Genomic DNA, 16,962 nt, shown 5'->3' on the forward strand with positions numbered 1-16,962 from the left:
CGACCGCGGGCGGCTCAGCGACGCAGCCCGCCTTCCGACTTGATCCGCATGATGTGCCGGACGTTGAGGTATATCTCCTCGGGAGAGGTCTCCTCGCCGGCGTCGTACAGGTCCGACACGCGGTAGAGTATCGCCGAGAGCTGCTTGCTCTCGGAGCTGTCCCCGCGCACGTCCTCGGCGACCTCGCGGAGGAACTCGCGGACCTCCTCGTCCGCGGCGAACTCGCCGCCCCCCGCGTCCTCCGGCACGACCGGGTCGACGCCGGCGGCCGCGAGGGGGTCCTCGCGGTCGTCACCGCTCGCGGCGCCGTCCGAAGCCATTCCGCCGTCGTCGTCGTCCGCGTCGGTCATCGACCCTCGCTCACCCCGCGGCGGCGCACGACGCCGGCGTTGTTCGCGACGTTCTCGACGAGCACCTTGAACGCGTCCGCGGTCTCGCCGTCCTCCAAGACGACCGGCTCGCCGTCGTCGCCGCCGGTGCGCACGTCGGGGTCGAGCGGGATGCCGCCGAGGAACGGGAGGTCGTGTTCCTGCGCGAGCCCCTTCCCGCCGCCGGAGCCGAATATCTCGTGGAAGCCGCCGCAGTCGGGACAGCGGAAGCCGGCCATGTTCTCCGCGATGCCGAGGACGTTCGTGTCGTGTTTGCCGAACATCCGGAGCCCCTTCACCGCGTCGTCGAGCGCCACGTCCTGCGGCGTCGTGACGATCACCGCCCCCGTCAGCGGCAGCGTCTGGAGGATGGTGAGCTGCGTGTCGCCGGTGCCCGGCGGGAGGTCCATCACGAGGTAGTCGAGGTCGCCCCACTCCACGTCCTCGACGAGCTGGGTGATGATCTTGTGGACCATCGGCCCGCGCCAGATGACGGGGTCGTCCTCGCCGGTGAGGAAGTCCATGCTCATCAGCTTCACGCCGAAGCGCTCGGGGGGGACGATCGTCTCCCCGTCGGTCTGCGGGCGCTCCTCGGCCGAGACCATCCGCGGGACGTTCGGACCGTACACGTCGGCGTCGAAGAGCCCGACGCGCGCGCCGAGCTCCGAGAGCCCCGCGGCGATGTTCACGGCCATCGTCGACTTGCCGACGCCGCCCTTCCCGGAGGCGACCGCGATCACGTTCTTGACGCCCGGGAGCACCTGCTCGTCGGCGTCTAACCCGTCCGGGATCGACGCCGAGAGCGACACGTCGAGTCCGGTGTCGGCCAGCGCCGATCGGACGTCGTCGGCGATCGCGGACTCGTGCGGCGAGAAGGGGGCGCCCAGCGCGAGCGACACGCGGACCGCGTCCGCGTCGACCTCGACGTCGTTGACCAGCCCGAGCGAGACGATGTCGTCCCCGAGGTCGGGGTCTTGCACGTCCGCGAGTCGCTCTCGCACGTCCGCTTCGTTCATGCCCGGAGGGAGGGCGGTGGGCCGAATAAGGGTTCTGTCACCCGGTCAGTCGATTCGAGTGCCGGCGGCGTCCCCGCGCAGGAACGCGGCGAGCCCCGCGGCGCCGAACACGTACGCCGGCGCGTCGAGCGCCAGCAGTTCCCGCACCTTCGCCGCCATGCCGCCGGAGACGTCGGTCGCGTCGCTCGCGCCCAGCGCGTCCGCGACCGCGTCGAACGAGTCGATGGCGGAGATCACGTCGCCGTCGGCGTCGAGGACGCCGGGGACCGTCGAGCAGACGCCGACGCGGCGCGCGCCGAGCCCCGCGGCGAGCTCGACGACCAGCTCGTCGCCCGAGACGACCGTCACCCCGTCGCCAGCCGTCGCCACGCCGTCGCCGTGGAGGACCGGGACGAACCCCTCGCCGAGGAGCGTCGCCGTCGACCCGAGCGGGAGGTCGAGGTTGCCGTCCGCGCCGTCGGACCGCGCCGCGAGCGACAGCGGGTGGACGGGCACCGCGGGCACGCCCCGCTCGCGGAGTCGGTCCAATACGTGCGCGTTCAGCCGCTTCATCGCGCCGTGGACCGCCGCCACCGCGTCCGCGTCGCGCGTGCCGGCCGTCGTCGACACGCCGTGTTCGCTGGCGTGGTGGTGCCCGAAGCTCCCGCCGCCGTGGACGACCGCGAGCCGGTCGACGTCGCCCGCCGCGAGCGCGTCGGCGACCGCGTCGCAGGCGGCGTCAAGCGCGTCGCCGTCGAGGGTCTCGGGCCGGCCCTTCTCGGTGATCAGGCTGCCGCCGAGCTTGAGGACGACCGGCGGCGCGCCGGCCTCGGAGTCGGCGGTGTCGTCTGCGCCGTCCGCATCGTCCGCGCCGCCCCTCGCCGCACCGGGGCCCGTCACGGCTCCACCACCCGGACGCCCTCGGTCGCCAGCTCGGCGCGGAACGCCTCCTCGCAGCCCTGGGTGAACGAGAGCGCGGTCTCCGTCGCGTCGCTCTCGTCGAGCGCGACGATACAGCCGCCGCCGCCCGCGCCGGTGAGCTTCGCGCCGTGCGCGCCCGCGTCCCGCGCGGCCCACACCATCGCGTCGAGCGACCGGGCGGAGACCCCCAGCGCCGCGAGCAGCCCGTGGTTGAAGTCCATCAGCTCGCCCAGCGCCGCGAGCAGCTCCGGGTCGGGCTCGCTCTCGGGGTCGGCGTCGGCGAGAAGCCGCTCGCCCTCCCGGACGAGGTCGCCGACGGACTCGACGGTGTCCGCCGCGAACTCGTGTTCCGCGCGGAGCGCGCGGACCCCGGCGACCAGCTCGCCCGTGTCGCCCGCGCCGCCGTCGAAGCCGACGACGAACGGGAGGTTCGGGGCGTCGATCGGCTCGCAGTCGTCGCCCTCGACACGGACCGCGCCGCCCATCGTCGAACAGAAGGTGTCCGCCCTGGAGGCCTGCCCGTCCTGGACCTCGAACTCGGCCTGATACGCCCGCTCGGCGAGCTCGCGGCGGTCGAGCGGCTCGCCGAGCGCGCGCGTCGCGGCGTCGATGCCGGCCACGACCACCGCCGCGGACGACCCCAGCCCCGCGCCAAGCGGGATGTCGCTCTCCACGGTGATGTCGAAGCCGGCGTCGGGGGCGTCGGCCGCGTCCCGCGCCTGCTCGACGGCGGCGTCGACGTACCCCATCGCGGCCTCGACGAGCGGCGTCGGCACGTCCACGTCCGGGCGGTCGCTCGTCTCCCCGGAGTACTCCACGGTGAACCCGTCCAAGGAGAGGTCCTCCGCCTCGACGCGCACGTGGTCGTCCTCGCGCGGCTCGGCGGTCACCGCGGCGCGTCGCTCGATGGCCGCCGGCACGGCCGGCTCGCCGTAGACGACGGCGTGTTCGCCGAAGAGGTACACCTTCCCCGGCGCCTCGCAAACGGTCATACGACGACGGTCGCTCCGCGGGCTTACAGTCGTTGCGCTTGCCGGAGCGGCGCGTTCCGCGGTCGCGCCGCTACTCCGCGTCGCGCACCGGCTCGCCGCACCGGACCGCCCGCCGGAGCCCGACTTCGGCGACGTCGCCGGCGCGCTCCGCGGTCCGCCGGAGCGCGCGCGAGGCCCAGCGCAGCTCCGCGGCGCCCGAGCCCGCCTCGTCCACCCGCCGGTCGAAGGAGTCGATCCGCTCGCGCGCCTCGCGGGCGGCGACGACCGCGTCCCGGGCGGCGGCGACGGGCTCGTCGCCGAGGGCCACGCCCACCCCGTCGACGACGACCTCGCGGACCGTTCGGCCGATCTCGCGGAACGCCTCCAGCGGCGGCCCGTCCGGCGGCTCGTCGAGCGCGGCGGCGGCGGCGCCGATCTCCGACGCGGCGTCCCCGAACCGGCGGAGCTCGCGCATCGCGGTCCACGACTCGAACAGCTCCGGCCGGGTCGCGCCGAGCGCGTCGACCTCGCTCAGGTCCGCCGCCCCCCGCGACACGGACCGCTCGACCATCGCCGCGAGGCGCTCGACCTGGTCGTCTCGGGAGCCGACCGGCGACTCGTCGGGCGCCGCCGCGAGCGCCTCGACGGCGTCCGCGTGGATCGAGCGCGCGGTGAACGACAGCTGGCGGAGCGACTGGCTCACGGAGACCTCCTCCGAGTCCAGCATGATCCGCACCGTCGTCTCCGTCTCGGACTCCGCGGCCACGGACATCCCGATCCGACCCCGAGCCGTCCGCTCGACGGCCCGCCGCTGCGCCGGGGTGAGCGCCCCGTCGCGCTCGACCGTGACCTCCCGGAGGCCGGCGGCGTAGGCCGCTCGCAGCGCCCGCGCGATCACCTCGGGCTCGGTCGACTCGATCCGGCCGGCGGCCGGCGCGTCGGCGTCGCGGCCCTCCGGCGCCTGGACCGCCAGCACGCCGTCGATGTGGTCGTGGAGGCTCACGGTGTCGCCGGCGGTGACGCCCTGCGACTCGGCCCACTCCTTCGGCAGCGAGACGGTGTACGTTCCGTTTCCGACGGTCTGGATCTTGCGGGTTTCCATGCTCAGTAGAGTAGCTCCGGGTCGCTCTCGACCATGTACAGGGTTCGCGCCGCGATGTTCACCGCGTGGTCGCCGACCCGCTCCAGGTCTCGCACGGTCAACAGCACCCGAGACACGTCGTCCAACAGGCGCTCGGCCGCCCACCCGTCGTCGTCGGTCTCGGCGATCAGCTCGCGGGTGACGCTCTCGCTCGCGCGCTGGCAGAGCGCGTCCACCTCGTCGTCGCCGGCGGCCACGGCCCGACACGCCGCGGCGTCGCCGGTCTCGTAGGCCGCGAGGCTCCGTTCGAGGAGATCGAGCGCCGCCGCGCCGATCGCGTCGACCGCCACCTCGGGGGCGACCGTCTCCCGCGCCGCCAGCGAGTAGTTCGCGAGGTTCACCGCGAGGTCGCCGATCCGCTCTAAGTCGGTGATGATCTTGAACGAGGCCGTGACGAACCGGAGGTCGCCGGCGACCGGCTGCTGGAGGGCGAAGAGGTCGACGCAGCGGTCCTCCAGGGCGAGGTACGTCTCGTTGACCTCGTCGTCGCCGGCGGCGACGGCCCGCGCCAGCGACTCGTCCCGGTTCTCGACGGCCTCCAGGCTGTCTCCGAGCCGCTCCGTCACGAGTTCGCCCATCGCGAGCACCTCCGATCGGAGCCCGTCGAGCGAGTCCTGGTACCGTTCTCGGGGCACGGAATCACCCGAACTTGCCGGTGATGTAGTCCTCCACGCGCTCGCTGTGGGGGTCCTCGAACACCTGGTCGGTGTCGCCGTACTCGACCAGCTCGCCGCCCGTGAGGAACACCGCCGTCTGGTCGGAGATGCGCGCGGCCTGTTGCATGTTGTGCGTGACGATGACGACGGTGTACTCCTCCGCGAGGTCGTCGATCAGGTCCTCGATCTTCGCGGTGGCGATCGGGTCAAGCGCGGAGGCCGGCTCGTCCATCAGGATGACCTCGGGGTCGACGGAGAGGCACCGGCCGATACAGAGCCGCTGTTGCTGGCCCCCGGAGAGGCCGAGCGCGTTGTCGTCGAGCCGGTCGCTCACCTCGTCCCACAGCGCCGCGTCGCGGAGACAGCGCTCGACCAGCTCGTCGCGCTCCTCGGCGTCGCTCCGGTTCAGCAGCCGCGCGAGGAGGCCCGTGTCGAGGTCGCCGTGCTTCTTCGGCCCGTAGGCGATGTTCTCGCGGATCGACTTCGGGAACGGGTTCGGGGACTGGAACACCATCCCGACCCGCTTCCGGAGCTCGACGAGGTTGACGCCGTCCTGGTATATCTCCTGTCCGTCCAGCTTCACCGACCCGTCGATCCGGGCGGAGCTGACGCGGTCGTTCATCCGGTTGAGACACCGGAGGAACGTCGACTTCCCGCAGCCGGAGGGGCCGATCAGCGCGGTGACGCTCTTCTCGGGGATCTCCATCGAGACGCCCTTCAGCGCGTGGTCGTCGCCGTAGTGGACGTGGAGGTCCTCGACGGCCATCTTCGCGTCGCCCGGGAACTCGTAGTCGGTCCACTCCGACCGCGTCTGCTCGGCGGTCTCGCCGGCGGTCGTCGTGAGTGGTTGGTCGCTCTCCGCCGCCGCGGTCGTGGTCTGGGTCTGTGGTGTCGTGTTCTCGCTCATCGGTGATCAGGTGTGCTTGAGCCGCCGCCGGAAGTAGTAGCGCGTCGCGATGCCGATCGCGTAGAAGGAGAGGACGACGACGAGCAGGACCAGCGCCGTCGCCCACCGGAACTCGTCCGCGTTGCCGACGTTGCTGCTCGCGCCGACGCCGGCCGCGATGAGGGCGTACAGCTGGTACGGGAGCGCAGACGTGGCCTCCATCAGCGCCGGGTTCGCCACGAACGGCGGCGCCGTCGTGAACTGGAAGCTACCGAGGACGTCGGCGGTCTGCGAGCCCGGGAGGAACGTCCCGCCGGCCATCGTCAACAGGATCGGCGCCGTCTCGCCGGCGATGCGACCGACGCCGAGGATGACGCCGGTGACGACGCCCGGGAGCGCCGCCGGGAGGACGACGCTGCGGATCGTCTGCCACTTCGACACGCCGAGGGCGGCGCTCGCGTCGCGGTACTCGTCGGGGACCGAGAGCATCGCCTCGCGGGAGGTGATGACGACGAGCGGGAGCAGCATGAACCCGAGCGTGATCATCCCCGAGAGCAGCGACTTCCCGTTGCCGAACCGCGGGACGAGGAACGCGAACCCGAACAGGCCGAAGACGATGCTCGGGGTGCTCCACAGCCCGTTGGTGGCGATCTCGACGACCTGCGTGAACCGGCCGCGGTCGGCGTACTCGGTGAGGAAGACGGCCGCGCCGACGCCGAGCGGGACGGCGAGCACGACGGCCCCGGCGACGAGCCACAGCGTGCCGACGATGGCCGGCAACACGCCCTGGAAGTCGTTGAACAGCGCGACGCCGTTCATCACGAACGGGACCGACGCCGGGAGGGTGACCGACGCCCCGAGGATCGTCGTCTCCGGTCCGGTCCCGAAGCCGAACTCGGCGCCGTTCAGCAGGCCGGGGAGCCCCTGAACGACCACGAAGGCGACGAGGATGAAGAGGAAGGCGACGATGGAGAGCGCGTTCAGGTAGACGAGCACGTACGCGCCCATGTGTCGCCCGCGAGCGCCGAAGCCGCCGTACGCCTTCGCCGACGCCCACCCGCCGTACAGGGCGGCGAACAGCGTCGAGGCGGGGATGAGGAACTCGGCGGTGATCGCGGCGCGCTGTTCCCACGCGAGCTCCCACACCCACTCCGGACCGATGACGCCGGTCAGGAACACGAGCCCGGTCAGCGCGAGGAGGCTCCCGAGCGGGAGCGTCGACCCGAGGTCCTCCCGCGGGAGGACGGTGAGCGCGAACGCGACGCCGCCGGCGGCGATCCCGGCGACGGCGCCGCCGGCGGTGCCGAGGCCGAGCGTCTGACTCGCGACGCCCCCGCCGACGGCGACCCACGGGACGGCGGCGCCGAAGCCGGCGACGAGCCCGGCGCTCGGGTCCGGGTCGGTCTCGACGTAGCCGAGCCGCGACCCGGCGCCGAAGGCGACCACCGCGACGCCGAGGGCGGTCAGGAGGCCGCCGAGCAGCGTCACGGTCCGGACGCCGAACAGCGAGCCGGTGAGGCTGACGCGCTCGAACAGCGCCGCGACCGCGAGGGCGAACAGGACCGCCGAGAGGCCGACCGCCACCCCGGCGACCGCGTCCGTTTCGGTGGTCTCGGACTCGACGAGCTTCGCGTCGGTCTCGTTGGCACCGGCCATCAGACCTCACCCCCGAGCCGCTTGTGCATCCGCCACTCGATGTACTGCGCGCCGATCGAGATGACGAGGACGGTGACGAACAGGATGACGCCGGCGACGAACAGGGCGTCCATCTGGAGCCCGTCCGCCTCGCCGTAGTTCCGCGCGATGATCGAGGTCAGCGTCTCCTGGCCGTAGAAGACGTTGACGAGCGGGTCCGTGAGTCGCGGCACGCCGCGGAGCATCACCGTGGCGGCCATCGTCTCGCCGATTGCGCGGCCGACGCCGAGCAGGACCGCGGCCGACACGCCGGAGAACGCCGCCGGGAGCGTGATCGAGGTCATCGTCTGCCAGTCGGTCGTGCCCATCGCCAGCGAGCCGCTCTTCATCGACTCGGGGACGCTGCTCAGCGCGTCCTCCGCCACGGAGACGACCGTCGGCAGCGCCATCAGGCCGACGACGATCCCGACGAACAGGTACGACCCCTGCCCGGTGGTCTGGAACTGGTCCGAGGCCCACGGGCCGAGCACGGTGAACCCGATGAACCCGTAGACGATCGAGGGGACCCCGGCGAGGATCTCGACGCCGGGCTTGACGACCTCGCGGACGGTCGGCGGGGCGATCTCGGAGAGGAACAGCGCCGCCGAGACCCCGAGCGGCGCGGCGACGGCCGACGCGATGAGCGTCACCATCACCGTCCCGTGGATCATCGGGACCATCGAGTACCGGATCGGCGGCGAGACGGCGTCCCAGTTCGGCTGGATGAACATCCGAAGCCCGGGGACGGTGACGCCGAACACCGTCGCGCTCTCGTACCGGATCACCGGGATCGACTCCCGGAAGATGAACACGATGATCAGGCCGAGGATGAGGATCGTCGAGGCCGTCATCATCAGCGCGACGGTGTACGCCGTCTCCTCCTGATACCGGAACCAGCCGATCCCCGCGGCGCCGAGGAAGACGACGAAGGGCACGATCGTCAGGTCAGAGACGGCGAGGAACCCGACGAGCGTGGCGAAAAGCGACAGCGTCATCGTCGCGACGATCGCCAGCGCCGGGGGTTCGGTGTCGTCGACGAACTCGCTGAGCCGTCGCAGCTGCTCGCCGAGCGCCCGACTCGCGCGCCCGCGGAGTCGGCCTACCGACGACATGGGTCTGTTAGCGGTGTCATCTGTGCGTGGCGTCTCTCGCAGAAGTGGAGTTCATTGTGAACGTGTGTTTCGGGGTGTAACGGCGGGGTCAGCCGGTGAACCGGCGACCCGTGGCGCGATCGAGGACCGGACTCCGGTCCGTTACGGCGAGATGAGGTCCTCGGTGGCGACCGCCGAGACCTTCTCTTTCATCGCTTCGAGGTCGCTGGTCGGGAGCGGGATGTAGTTGTTACCCTCGACGAAGACGCTCTGGCCGAACTCGTTGAGGAACATGTTGACGAACGCCGCCTCGCGCGGGTCGTACCCGCCGCCGTCGGGGTTGTCCTCCTCGATGAGCGTGTACATGTGGAGGTCGCGGTTCAGCGGGTACTCGCTGTCGAAGATGGTGTTCTCCGCGTCCCGGCTGGTCTCGTACAGCGTGCCGTCGAACTCGATCGCGATGGGCGTCACTTCCGGCCCCGTGAACGCGAGCGCCATGTACGCGATGGCGCCCTCGTTCTGGGCGACGGCCTGCGCGACCTGCTGGTTCTGCCCGAAGCGCGTGTCGACGCCGGACATCGAGGCGTCGGCCTCACCGAGCATGTTCAGGCGGAACGAGGTGTCCGTCCCGGAGCCCTCGGCGCGGCCGATGACGTAGATCTCCTGGTCGTAGTCGACGCCGTCGATCTCGCTCCAGTTGGTGATCTCGTCCTGGTAGATCGCGCGGATCTCCTCGCCCGTCAGCTGACTGACGCCGGCGTCGGCGACGTCGGAGCTGATAACGACCGGCTGGCCGTCGCGCCCGACGACGTTGTCGACGACCGTGCTCTGGGCCTTCTCCTCGCTCCAGTCGAGCTCGGCCGTGATCGGACCCGAGGAGTTGCCGATGTCGACGAGCCCCTCGGTGACGGCCTCGCAGCCGGTGCCCGAGTGGCTCAGGCCGACGGTCGTCGGGAACGGCGGCGAGGAGCGCTGCTCGCTCGGCTCGAAGCCGAACTTCGACGCGAAGTAGTCGGCGATGAGCATGTCGTCCGCGCCGTCGGCCGAGAGCTGGTTCCAGCCCGGGACCGACCCCTCGTCGTTCGACCCCCAGTACTCGCCGTCGCTCGGCGGCGCGTTGGAGTTCCAGTAGGAGCTCCCCGTGTTCGAGATGGGGTACACCGTCGAGGACCCCTCGGCGTTGAGCAGCGCCGTGTTGGGACCGGAGGCGTCGTCGCCGCCGGAGCCGCCGTCGCTTCCGTCGCTTCCGTCGCTTCCGTCGCCGCCGGAACCGCCCGAACCGCCCGAACCGCCCGAACCGCCGTCGCTGCTGCCCCCGCAGCCCGCCAATCCGGCGGACCCGAGCGCCCCGGACGTGATGAGAACTTTCCGCCGCGACACGCCTCCGTCAACCCAGTTCCGGTCTGACATCGAGTGGAGACAGGCAGTAGTGTATTAAACTGGTTTATATTTCTGATATGTCCGCACTCGTATCCGGTGGGAGCACGCAATAGTACCAGTATCGATCATAGCAGCGTACATAGACTATATAGAAGAACATACCGCTCTGACGGCCTCTATCGGGTTATTTTCAGTTCTGACGGAAGGTATAACACCGGCGTGTCGAGTACGGACGCACATGATCGACCCCGCGGCGAGCGAAGTTTCAGTAGACAGACTTGTCGAAGTCGTTACCGAGCGGACCGGCGAGGACCGGGACTCGGTCCGTCGGTCGCTCGACCCCGTCACCGACGACGGGACCGTGACGGCCGCGGCGTTCGAGTCGACCGTCACCGACGTGTCGCAGATCCTCGCCACCGCCGAGACCCGCGTCGACCTCGCGACGCGCGCTCACGAGGACGCGACCGCGGCCGCCACCGACGCGCCCGACCTCGACGTCGTCGAGGTCCGCAGGCGGGCGTTCGGGGCGCGGCTCGACGACCTCCGGGCGGAGGTCGAGGCGCTCGGCGACGACCTCGCGGCGGCCAGGGCGGACCCCGAGTCGCCGATGGACGTGTACCGCGCCGCGGTCGACCTCCACGAGGTGACGACCGGCGCACAGGACGTGGTCCGGGTCGCCCACGACCTCGAAACCGAACTCGAGGCGTTCGAGGCGTGGCTCTCTTCCGCGAACCGCCGCCACGACGGCCTCGTCGACGAGGTCGAGGCCGCCGAGGAGTCCGCCGAGTCCCTCGCGGAGACCGTCGACCGGCTCCGGGCCGCCGAGGCGCCCGACCCGGAGCGACGGTTCGACGCGAGCGTTCAGGCGCGCGTCCTCGACCTCGTCGTCGCCGACCTCCGCGCCGAGGCGGAGGATCTCCGCGCGTGGGCCGAGCGCGACGGCGTCGACTTCCCCGACGGCGTCGACGCGCGACTCGACGAGCTTGATGCCGAGGTGGCCGCACACGGCGCGGCGCTCTCCGACGGCACGGACTGGGACGACCGGTTCGGCGAGCGGCTCGACGCGCTCGACACGGAGCTCGCGGCGGTCGAGCCGCCCGTCGCGTGGGCGCGGGTGGACGAGACGGTCGCGGAGGCTCGGTCCGCGCTGTCAGGCGACGGCGGAGCGCCCGCCGATCGGGCTCGCCAGTAGTCTGATCACCGCGATGCCGCGAGGAATCGACGCGTCGAAGCGGGCTCGCGCCGCGGCCGCGGTCGCCCTTCTCCTCCTGCTCGCCGGCTGCGGCGGGGTCGCTCCGGGCGGACCGGCACCGCCCGACGCCTCTTCGCCGGAGTCGGCGCCGATCGATTCCCGACCGTCCGGAACCGAGCTGAACGAGACCGCAGACGAGCGGCTCGCAGACGTCTCGTTTCCGGCGGGGTTCTCTCGGACGGGGATCGACATCGCGACGGCGCGCGAGCGGTCCGTGACCTTCCTCCGAACGGAGCCGGTGACGGGAATCGCGGTCGAGCGCTTCCGCGCCGGGGCGTACGCCGACTACGAGTACGACGCGACCTCGGAGCGGACCCGGTTCCGACTCGACGTTCACAACGGGTACGTCGACGTCACGCGCAGCGAGGTGTACGTCGACGGGGGCGTCCGGTACAGCCGGAGCGCCCGGAACAGGGACGTCTCCTTCGAGGCGTCCAACGGGTCGCTGGCGGAGACGCGGTACCGCGCGGCCGATTCGATGTGGGCGGTCGCCTCCCGGGTCCTGACGGTCGCGGACTTCCGCGCAGTTCGGACCGTCGACGAGGACGGCGAGCGGTTGATCCGCTATGCGCCGACGGGCGTCGCGGTCCGAAACGCGACCGACATCCGGGGCTACCTGACCGTCGACCGGAACGGCGTCGTCCGAGAGGCCGCCCTCGCGTACGACCGGGCGGGCGAGTCCAAGCGGTTCGAGTACGCGGTCGCTCCCCGCTCCGCCGACAGCGAGGTCACGCCGCCCGCGTGGCTCCCCGCGGCGCGAGCAGACGCCTAGGCGCCGGGGAAGCGTTGATAACTCCGCAACGAGACCGAGGAACCGTGCCCCGCCGCACCCTCGCCCTCTGTTGTGTCCTCTTGATCGCGACCGCCGGCTGTACCGCGCCCGGTGGCTCCTCGGCCGACGTGACGGTCGAGAACGCCGAGTCGACGTCGTATCGGATGACCGCCTACCTGATCGACGGCCCGGTCGCAGCCGGTGAGCTCACCGTCCGCGCGACGAACGACGCCGGGACGCGGGAGAAGATCGAACTCGTCCGGCTGGACGCCGCGGGACCGTACTACAACCTGTCGCTCGGTGCGGCGCGGAACGCCACGGTGCGCCGGCTGTCCGTTCCAGCCGGGGAGACGGCCACGGCATCGTTCGGCGCATGGGAGCCCGGAACGGCCGTTCTGTACGTGTTTGAGGCGCCCGACGGGCGAGTGGTCCGAACCGAGTTCGCCGACTGCCCGAGGAACTCGCTGAGCCACTCCTTCGTGTTTTCGGACGGCCCGGAGAACGGGTACCGGTCGACCTGTTCGTGACCGAGCCGCCGCGACGGAGCGCGAGCGACCGGTTTAAGTGGATTTGTGGACCAGTCGAGATCGATGCCCTCCACGACTCGCCGCGCGTTCGCCGCCGGACTGTCGACCGCCGTCGCCGCCGTCGCCGGGTGCGGTAGCTCCGGATCCGCCCCCGTCTCTGCCCACTGGGTGAGCGTCTACCTCGGTGAGCGCGAGGAGACCCACGACGTGACCGTCGCGGTCCTCGACGGGAGTGGCGCGACGCTGTTCGAAGAGACGTACCGGATCTCGGACGCCAACGAGGCGGACGAGGACGCGACGTTCTCCGGGTCGTCCGCGCCCGAGACCGTCGTCGTGACCATCGACGGAACCCGCTTCGAGCGGGACTGGCCGGGATTCGAGCGGGCGGAACTCCCCTGTGAGGAGCCGAACCGAAGCGGCGTCGAGCTCTGGGTCGAGAACGACCGGGACGGTGATCCGACGGCCCGGATGGAGGCGGGCTGTCAACACGTCGCGTCCGGGTGACGGCTCACCGAAACGAGCGAGCCGGAGAGTTATATATCGGTATGTACCGCTCTTAGCGGCGTTTATTAGTCGAATCTCCCTACCCGGATGTAATGGGTCGCTTTCACCCGGACGTCGAACCGCACCACCTCGACATCGATCTCGACGAGTACGAGGACGCGTACGTCGTCGGGGACGTACACGGCTGTCCCGAGCCGCTCGACCGGCTGCTGTCGACGCTCGGCGTCACCGACGACGACCTCGTGGTGTTCGTCGGCGACTTGGTCCGCAAGGGGCCGGACAGCGCGGCGGTCGTCGAGCGCGTGCGGCGCGCGGACAACATGTTCACGGTCCGGGGTAACAACGAGGAGAAGCTGCTTCGGGGCGAAAAGTCCTTAGAGCGGTTGTCCGACGACGACCTCGCGTGGATCGAGTCGCTGCCGGTCGCGATAACGGTCGGCGAGAATCTGATCGTCCACGGCGGGGTCGACCCGCGGAAACCGCTCGCGGAACACACCATCGACGACCTCCAGAACACCCGTTCGCTGGTGCCGGGCGGCAGCTACGACCCGCCGTACTGGTACGAGGAGTACGCCGGGCCGCTGCGGGTGTTCTTCGGCCACACGGTGCTCGACGACCCGGTCGTCACCGAGTGGGCGGTCGGACTCGACACCGGCTGCGTCTACGGCGGTTCGCTCACCGCGTACGACCTCCGCGAGGGAACGGTCACCGCGGTCCCGGCGCTCCGCGGCGGCGTCGAACGGAGCGACGCCAAGATCGTTGACGTGGCCGAACTGGGCTGAGATGACCGACTCCGACCGCGGGGCCGGCGGAGACGACGCCGAGGGCGAGGGAGGAGACGACGAGACCGCGGAGGAATCGGTTGAAGGCGAGGCAGCGGACGGCGACGCCGTCGTCCTCTCGCCGGAGACGTGGCAGCGTGCCGCGCCGCCCCGCACCCCGCCGATCGCGGCCGACCCGCCGCCGACGGGCGAGGCGTTCGACGACGAGCGGTGGTACCTCAACCGCGAGCTTTCCGAGATCGGCTTCCAGTGGCGCGTGCTCCACGAGGCGACGGACGACCGGCAGCCACCGCTCGAACGGCTCCGGTTCCTCTCGATCCTGACGCGGAACCTCGACGAGTTCTTCATGAAGCGGATCGGCGGGCTCAAACAGCAGATCGACGCCGGGACGACGGAGCCGACCGTGGACGGTGCGACCCCGCGCGAGCAGTGGTCGGACGCGCTCTCGATGGCCGCGGACCTGTTCGAGACGCAGTCGCGCTGTTACCACGAGGCGGTGAAGCCCGCCCTCCGAGAGGCCGGCGTGGAGGTGCTCGATTACGACGACCTCCGGCCCGAAGAGGTCGATCACCTCCGAGAGCGGTTCGAGTCCTCCGTGCTCCCGACGCTCACCCCGCTGACCTTCGACCCCGCCCACCCGTTCCCGTTCCTCTCGAACCTCTCGCTGTCGCTCGCGGTTCGGACCCGCAAGCCCGACGGTACGGTCCGATTCTCGCGGATCAAGGTCCCGGAGAACCTCCCACGGCTGGTCCCCGCCGATCCGCAGCTTCCGGAGGACGGCGAGACGCGAGTCGTGCCCGTCGAGCGCGTCATCGCCGCCAACCTCGATCTGGTGTTCCCGGACGTCGAGATCGTCGACCACTCGACGTTCCGCGTGACCCGCAACGCTGAGGTCAGGCGCAACGAGGACGTCGCGGAGGGGCTGATAGAACGGATCGAGGACGTGCTCCGGCAGCGGCGCTTCGCGACGCTCGTCCGCATCGAGGTCGACGAGGACACCTCGCCCGCGGTCCGCGACCTCCTCGTCGAGCACTTAGACGTCGACGAACGGGAGGTGTTCGAGCGGCGTGCTCCGCTGGCGCTCTCCGACTTCGGGAGCCTCTACGAGCTCGACGCGCCCGACCTGAAGCGCCCGGCGTGGACGCCGCAACAGCACCCGCGGTTCGTCGGGCTCGACGCGAAACAGCCCGAGGAGCTGTTCGAGGAGATCCGGTCGGGCGACGCCCTCGTCCACCACCCGTACCACTCGTTTACCGACACCGTTCAGACGTTCCTCGACGCTGCCGCCCACGATCCCGACACGCTCGCGATCAAGGCGGCGATCTACCGGACGGCACCCGACTCCCGCGTGCTCGCAAGCCTCATCGACGCCGCGAAGAACGGGAAGCAGGTCGCGGTGATGGTCGAGCTCAAAGCGCGGTTCGACGAGGAGAACAACCTCCGGTGGGTGAAACGCTTAGAGGAGGAGGGGATCCACGTCGCGTACGGCACCGTCGACCTCAAAACACACAGCAAGGTCGCGCTCGCGGTGCGCGAGGAGGACGACGACGTGCGGCTCTACTCGCACGTCGCGACGGGCAACTACCACTCGGAGACCGCGAAGGGGTACGTCGACCTCGGGCTGTTCACCGCCGACCACGACGTCGGCCAGGACCTCGTCCGGCTGTTCAACTCCTTCACCGGCCACTCACGAAACCGGAGCTATCGGAAGCTGCTCGTCGCTCCGGAGACGCTCCGGGAGCGGCTCTACGACCTGATCGACCGGGAGCGCGACCACGCGCTCGCTGGACGCGGCGGGCGTATCGTCGCGAAGATGAACGCCCTCGAGGACCCGGGCGTCGTCGAGCGGCTGTACGAGGCGGCCGAGGCAGGCGCCGAGATCGACCTGATCGTGCGCGGGATCTGTCGGCTCCGACCGGGAGTCGAGAGTGTCACCGGATCGGTCCGCGTCCACAGCGTCGTCGGTCGGTTTCTCGAACACTCCCGCGTCTTCCGGTTCGACAACGCCGGCGACCCGGACTACTACATCGGCTCCGCGGATTGGATGACGCGGAACTTGGACCGGCGCGTCGAGGCCGTGGCGCCCGTCGAGGACCCGTCGCTGCGCCAGACGCTCGACGAGGTACTCTCGACGATGCTCGACGACAACCGCCGCCGCTGGGAGATGCGCCCGGACGGAAGCTACGTTCAGGCGAGGCCGGGACCGAACGAACCGTCTCGGGACACCCACGAGGTCCTGATGCGACGCGCGAGCGAGCGAGCCCCCGACGAGCGGTCGGGACGCGAGAGCGAGCCCCGGCGGGATCCGAGTGTCGACCTCGACGCCGTCTTCACCTCCGACACCGACGCGAGCTGACGCGGTCGGCCGCTTCGTCCCCCACCTTTTCGGACCGACGCTCCGTCCGGTCGGTAATGACACGGATCTCGTCGCTCGCCGCCCGCTCGCTCGCGAACTTCGTCGAGGGGCTGGTCGTCGCGGTCCCCCGACTGCTCTCGGGACTGATCTTCCTCGCGCTGGCGTACGCCACGGTCAGGGTCGTCCTCGCGCTCGTCCGGCGGTCGATCGGACGGCTGTACGTCGGCGACCGCGAACTGGTCGGCGACCTGATCGTCACACTCGTCTCCATTTTCCTCTGGTTCGGCGTCGCGCTCACGTTCCTCAAGGTGCTCGGCATGGGCGACATCGCGGCGAGTCTGGGCACCGCCGTCGGCTTCATCGCCCTGGGGGTCTCGTATGCCCTCTCCGAGATGATCGAGGACACGGTCGCGGGCGTCTACCTCCTGCGCGACCCCGACTTCAACGTCGGCTACCGCGTCGAGGCGAAGGGCGTCACCGGCACCGTCGCCGCCATCGAACTCCGGAAGACGCGGATCGACACCGACGCCGGCGACCGGATCGTGGTGGCGAACCGCGAGATAGAGCCGCGGTGGACCCACGACGTGCCGGCGGAGGCCGGAGACGGCGCGACGGGCGACGACGCCGCGTCGACGGCCGACTGAGGCGGGCGGCGGTCGAGGGGCTCCCGCCGGGCGGCCTGTTCT

General features: G+C 70.8%; 17 protein-coding genes. 7 read left to right on the plus strand and 10 right to left on the minus strand.

Annotated features, from left to right (window positions below; translation table 11 throughout):
• Positions 1 to 14: 14 nt before the first annotated feature.
• From EXE44_RS02760 to EXE44_RS02805, 10 genes are all read right to left on the minus strand, one after another.
• The gene (locus EXE44_RS02760) at positions 15 to 350 is read right to left on the minus strand and encodes a hypothetical protein (protein WP_137715871.1); all 336 of its coding nucleotides are present in this window, start codon (positions 348 to 350) and stop codon (positions 15 to 17) included.
• Positions 347 to 1,384, minus strand: a complete 1,038-nt coding sequence (locus tag EXE44_RS02765; RefSeq protein ID WP_137715872.1) for an Mrp/NBP35 family ATP-binding protein — start codon at positions 1,382 to 1,384, stop codon at positions 347 to 349. The genes EXE44_RS02760 and EXE44_RS02765 overlap by 4 nt, the downstream gene beginning before the upstream one ends.
• Before the next feature lie 45 nt (positions 1,385 to 1,429).
• Positions 1,430 to 2,263, minus strand: coding sequence for an isopentenyl phosphate kinase (locus EXE44_RS02770; protein WP_274595365.1), 834 nt, complete (start codon positions 2,261 to 2,263; stop codon positions 1,430 to 1,432).
• Positions 2,260 to 3,276 (minus strand): mevalonate kinase, encoded by a 1,017-nt coding sequence (gene mvk, locus EXE44_RS02775; protein ID WP_137715873.1) that lies wholly within the window; start codon positions 3,274 to 3,276, stop codon positions 2,260 to 2,262. The genes EXE44_RS02770 and mvk overlap by 4 nt, the downstream gene beginning before the upstream one ends.
• Before the next feature lie 70 nt (positions 3,277 to 3,346).
• Entirely contained in the window at positions 3,347 to 4,357 is a 1,011-nt protein-coding gene (locus EXE44_RS02780) for an AbrB/MazE/SpoVT family DNA-binding domain-containing protein (RefSeq protein ID WP_137715874.1), read from the minus strand.
• Positions 4,358 to 4,359: 2 nt separating this feature from the next.
• Positions 4,360 to 5,031 (minus strand): phosphate signaling complex protein PhoU, encoded by a 672-nt coding sequence (phoU, locus tag EXE44_RS02785; protein ID WP_137715875.1) that lies wholly within the window; start codon positions 5,029 to 5,031, stop codon positions 4,360 to 4,362.
• A 4-nt stretch (positions 5,032 to 5,035) separates the two neighbouring features.
• Positions 5,036 to 5,959: a phosphate ABC transporter ATP-binding protein PstB gene (gene pstB / locus EXE44_RS02790; RefSeq protein ID WP_121562544.1), complete on the minus strand. Its 924-nt coding sequence runs from the start codon at positions 5,957 to 5,959 to the stop codon at positions 5,036 to 5,038.
• Between the two features lie 6 nt (positions 5,960 to 5,965).
• Positions 5,966 to 7,594 (minus strand): phosphate ABC transporter permease PstA, encoded by a 1,629-nt coding sequence (gene pstA, locus EXE44_RS02795; RefSeq protein WP_137715876.1) that lies wholly within the window; start codon positions 7,592 to 7,594, stop codon positions 5,966 to 5,968.
• Positions 7,594 to 8,724 (minus strand): phosphate ABC transporter permease subunit PstC, encoded by a 1,131-nt coding sequence (pstC, locus tag EXE44_RS02800; protein ID WP_137715877.1) that lies wholly within the window; start codon positions 8,722 to 8,724, stop codon positions 7,594 to 7,596. The genes pstA and pstC overlap by 1 nt, the downstream gene beginning before the upstream one ends.
• A gap of 141 nt (positions 8,725 to 8,865) precedes the next feature.
• A complete protein-coding gene (locus tag EXE44_RS02805; RefSeq protein ID WP_137715878.1) occupies positions 8,866 to 10,113 on the minus strand; it encodes a PstS family phosphate ABC transporter substrate-binding protein in 1,248 nt (415 codons plus the stop codon).
• 208 nt (positions 10,114 to 10,321) lie between these two features.
• On the opposite strand from EXE44_RS02805, the gene EXE44_RS02810 reads away from it, so the two are divergent.
• The 7 genes from EXE44_RS02810 to EXE44_RS02840 all read left to right on the plus strand — a co-directional run bounded on the left by EXE44_RS02810 (position 10,322) and on the right by EXE44_RS02840 (position 16,920).
• Positions 10,322 to 11,275: a halo transducer protein gene (locus EXE44_RS02810; protein ID WP_137715879.1), complete on the plus strand. Its 954-nt coding sequence runs from the start codon at positions 10,322 to 10,324 to the stop codon at positions 11,273 to 11,275.
• A gap of 13 nt (positions 11,276 to 11,288) precedes the next feature.
• Complete coding sequence (locus EXE44_RS02815; protein ID WP_137715880.1) at positions 11,289 to 12,107, plus strand: hypothetical protein; 819 nt, start codon at positions 11,289 to 11,291, stop codon at positions 12,105 to 12,107.
• 44 nt (positions 12,108 to 12,151) lie between these two features.
• Positions 12,152 to 12,634 (plus strand): hypothetical protein, encoded by a 483-nt coding sequence (locus EXE44_RS02820; protein WP_137715881.1) that lies wholly within the window; start codon positions 12,152 to 12,154, stop codon positions 12,632 to 12,634.
• 63 nt (positions 12,635 to 12,697) lie between these two features.
• A complete protein-coding gene (locus EXE44_RS02825) occupies positions 12,698 to 13,138 on the plus strand; it encodes a hypothetical protein (RefSeq protein ID WP_137715882.1) in 441 nt (146 codons plus the stop codon).
• A gap of 92 nt (positions 13,139 to 13,230) precedes the next feature.
• Complete coding sequence (locus EXE44_RS02830) at positions 13,231 to 13,920, plus strand: metallophosphoesterase family protein (protein WP_137715883.1); 690 nt, start codon at positions 13,231 to 13,233, stop codon at positions 13,918 to 13,920.
• Position 13,921: 1 nt separating this feature from the next.
• Positions 13,922 to 16,276 (plus strand): polyphosphate kinase 1, encoded by a 2,355-nt coding sequence (gene ppk1 / locus EXE44_RS02835; protein ID WP_137715884.1) that lies wholly within the window; start codon positions 13,922 to 13,924, stop codon positions 16,274 to 16,276.
• Between the two features lie 56 nt (positions 16,277 to 16,332).
• A complete protein-coding gene (locus EXE44_RS02840; RefSeq protein ID WP_121562534.1) occupies positions 16,333 to 16,920 on the plus strand; it encodes a mechanosensitive ion channel domain-containing protein in 588 nt (195 codons plus the stop codon).
• Positions 16,921 to 16,962: the final 42 nt, after the last annotated feature.

Source organism: Halorubrum sp. SS7, from assembly GCF_005435055.1.
GTDB classification, from domain to species: domain Archaea; phylum Halobacteriota; class Halobacteria; order Halobacteriales; family Haloferacaceae; genus Halorubrum; species Halorubrum salinarum.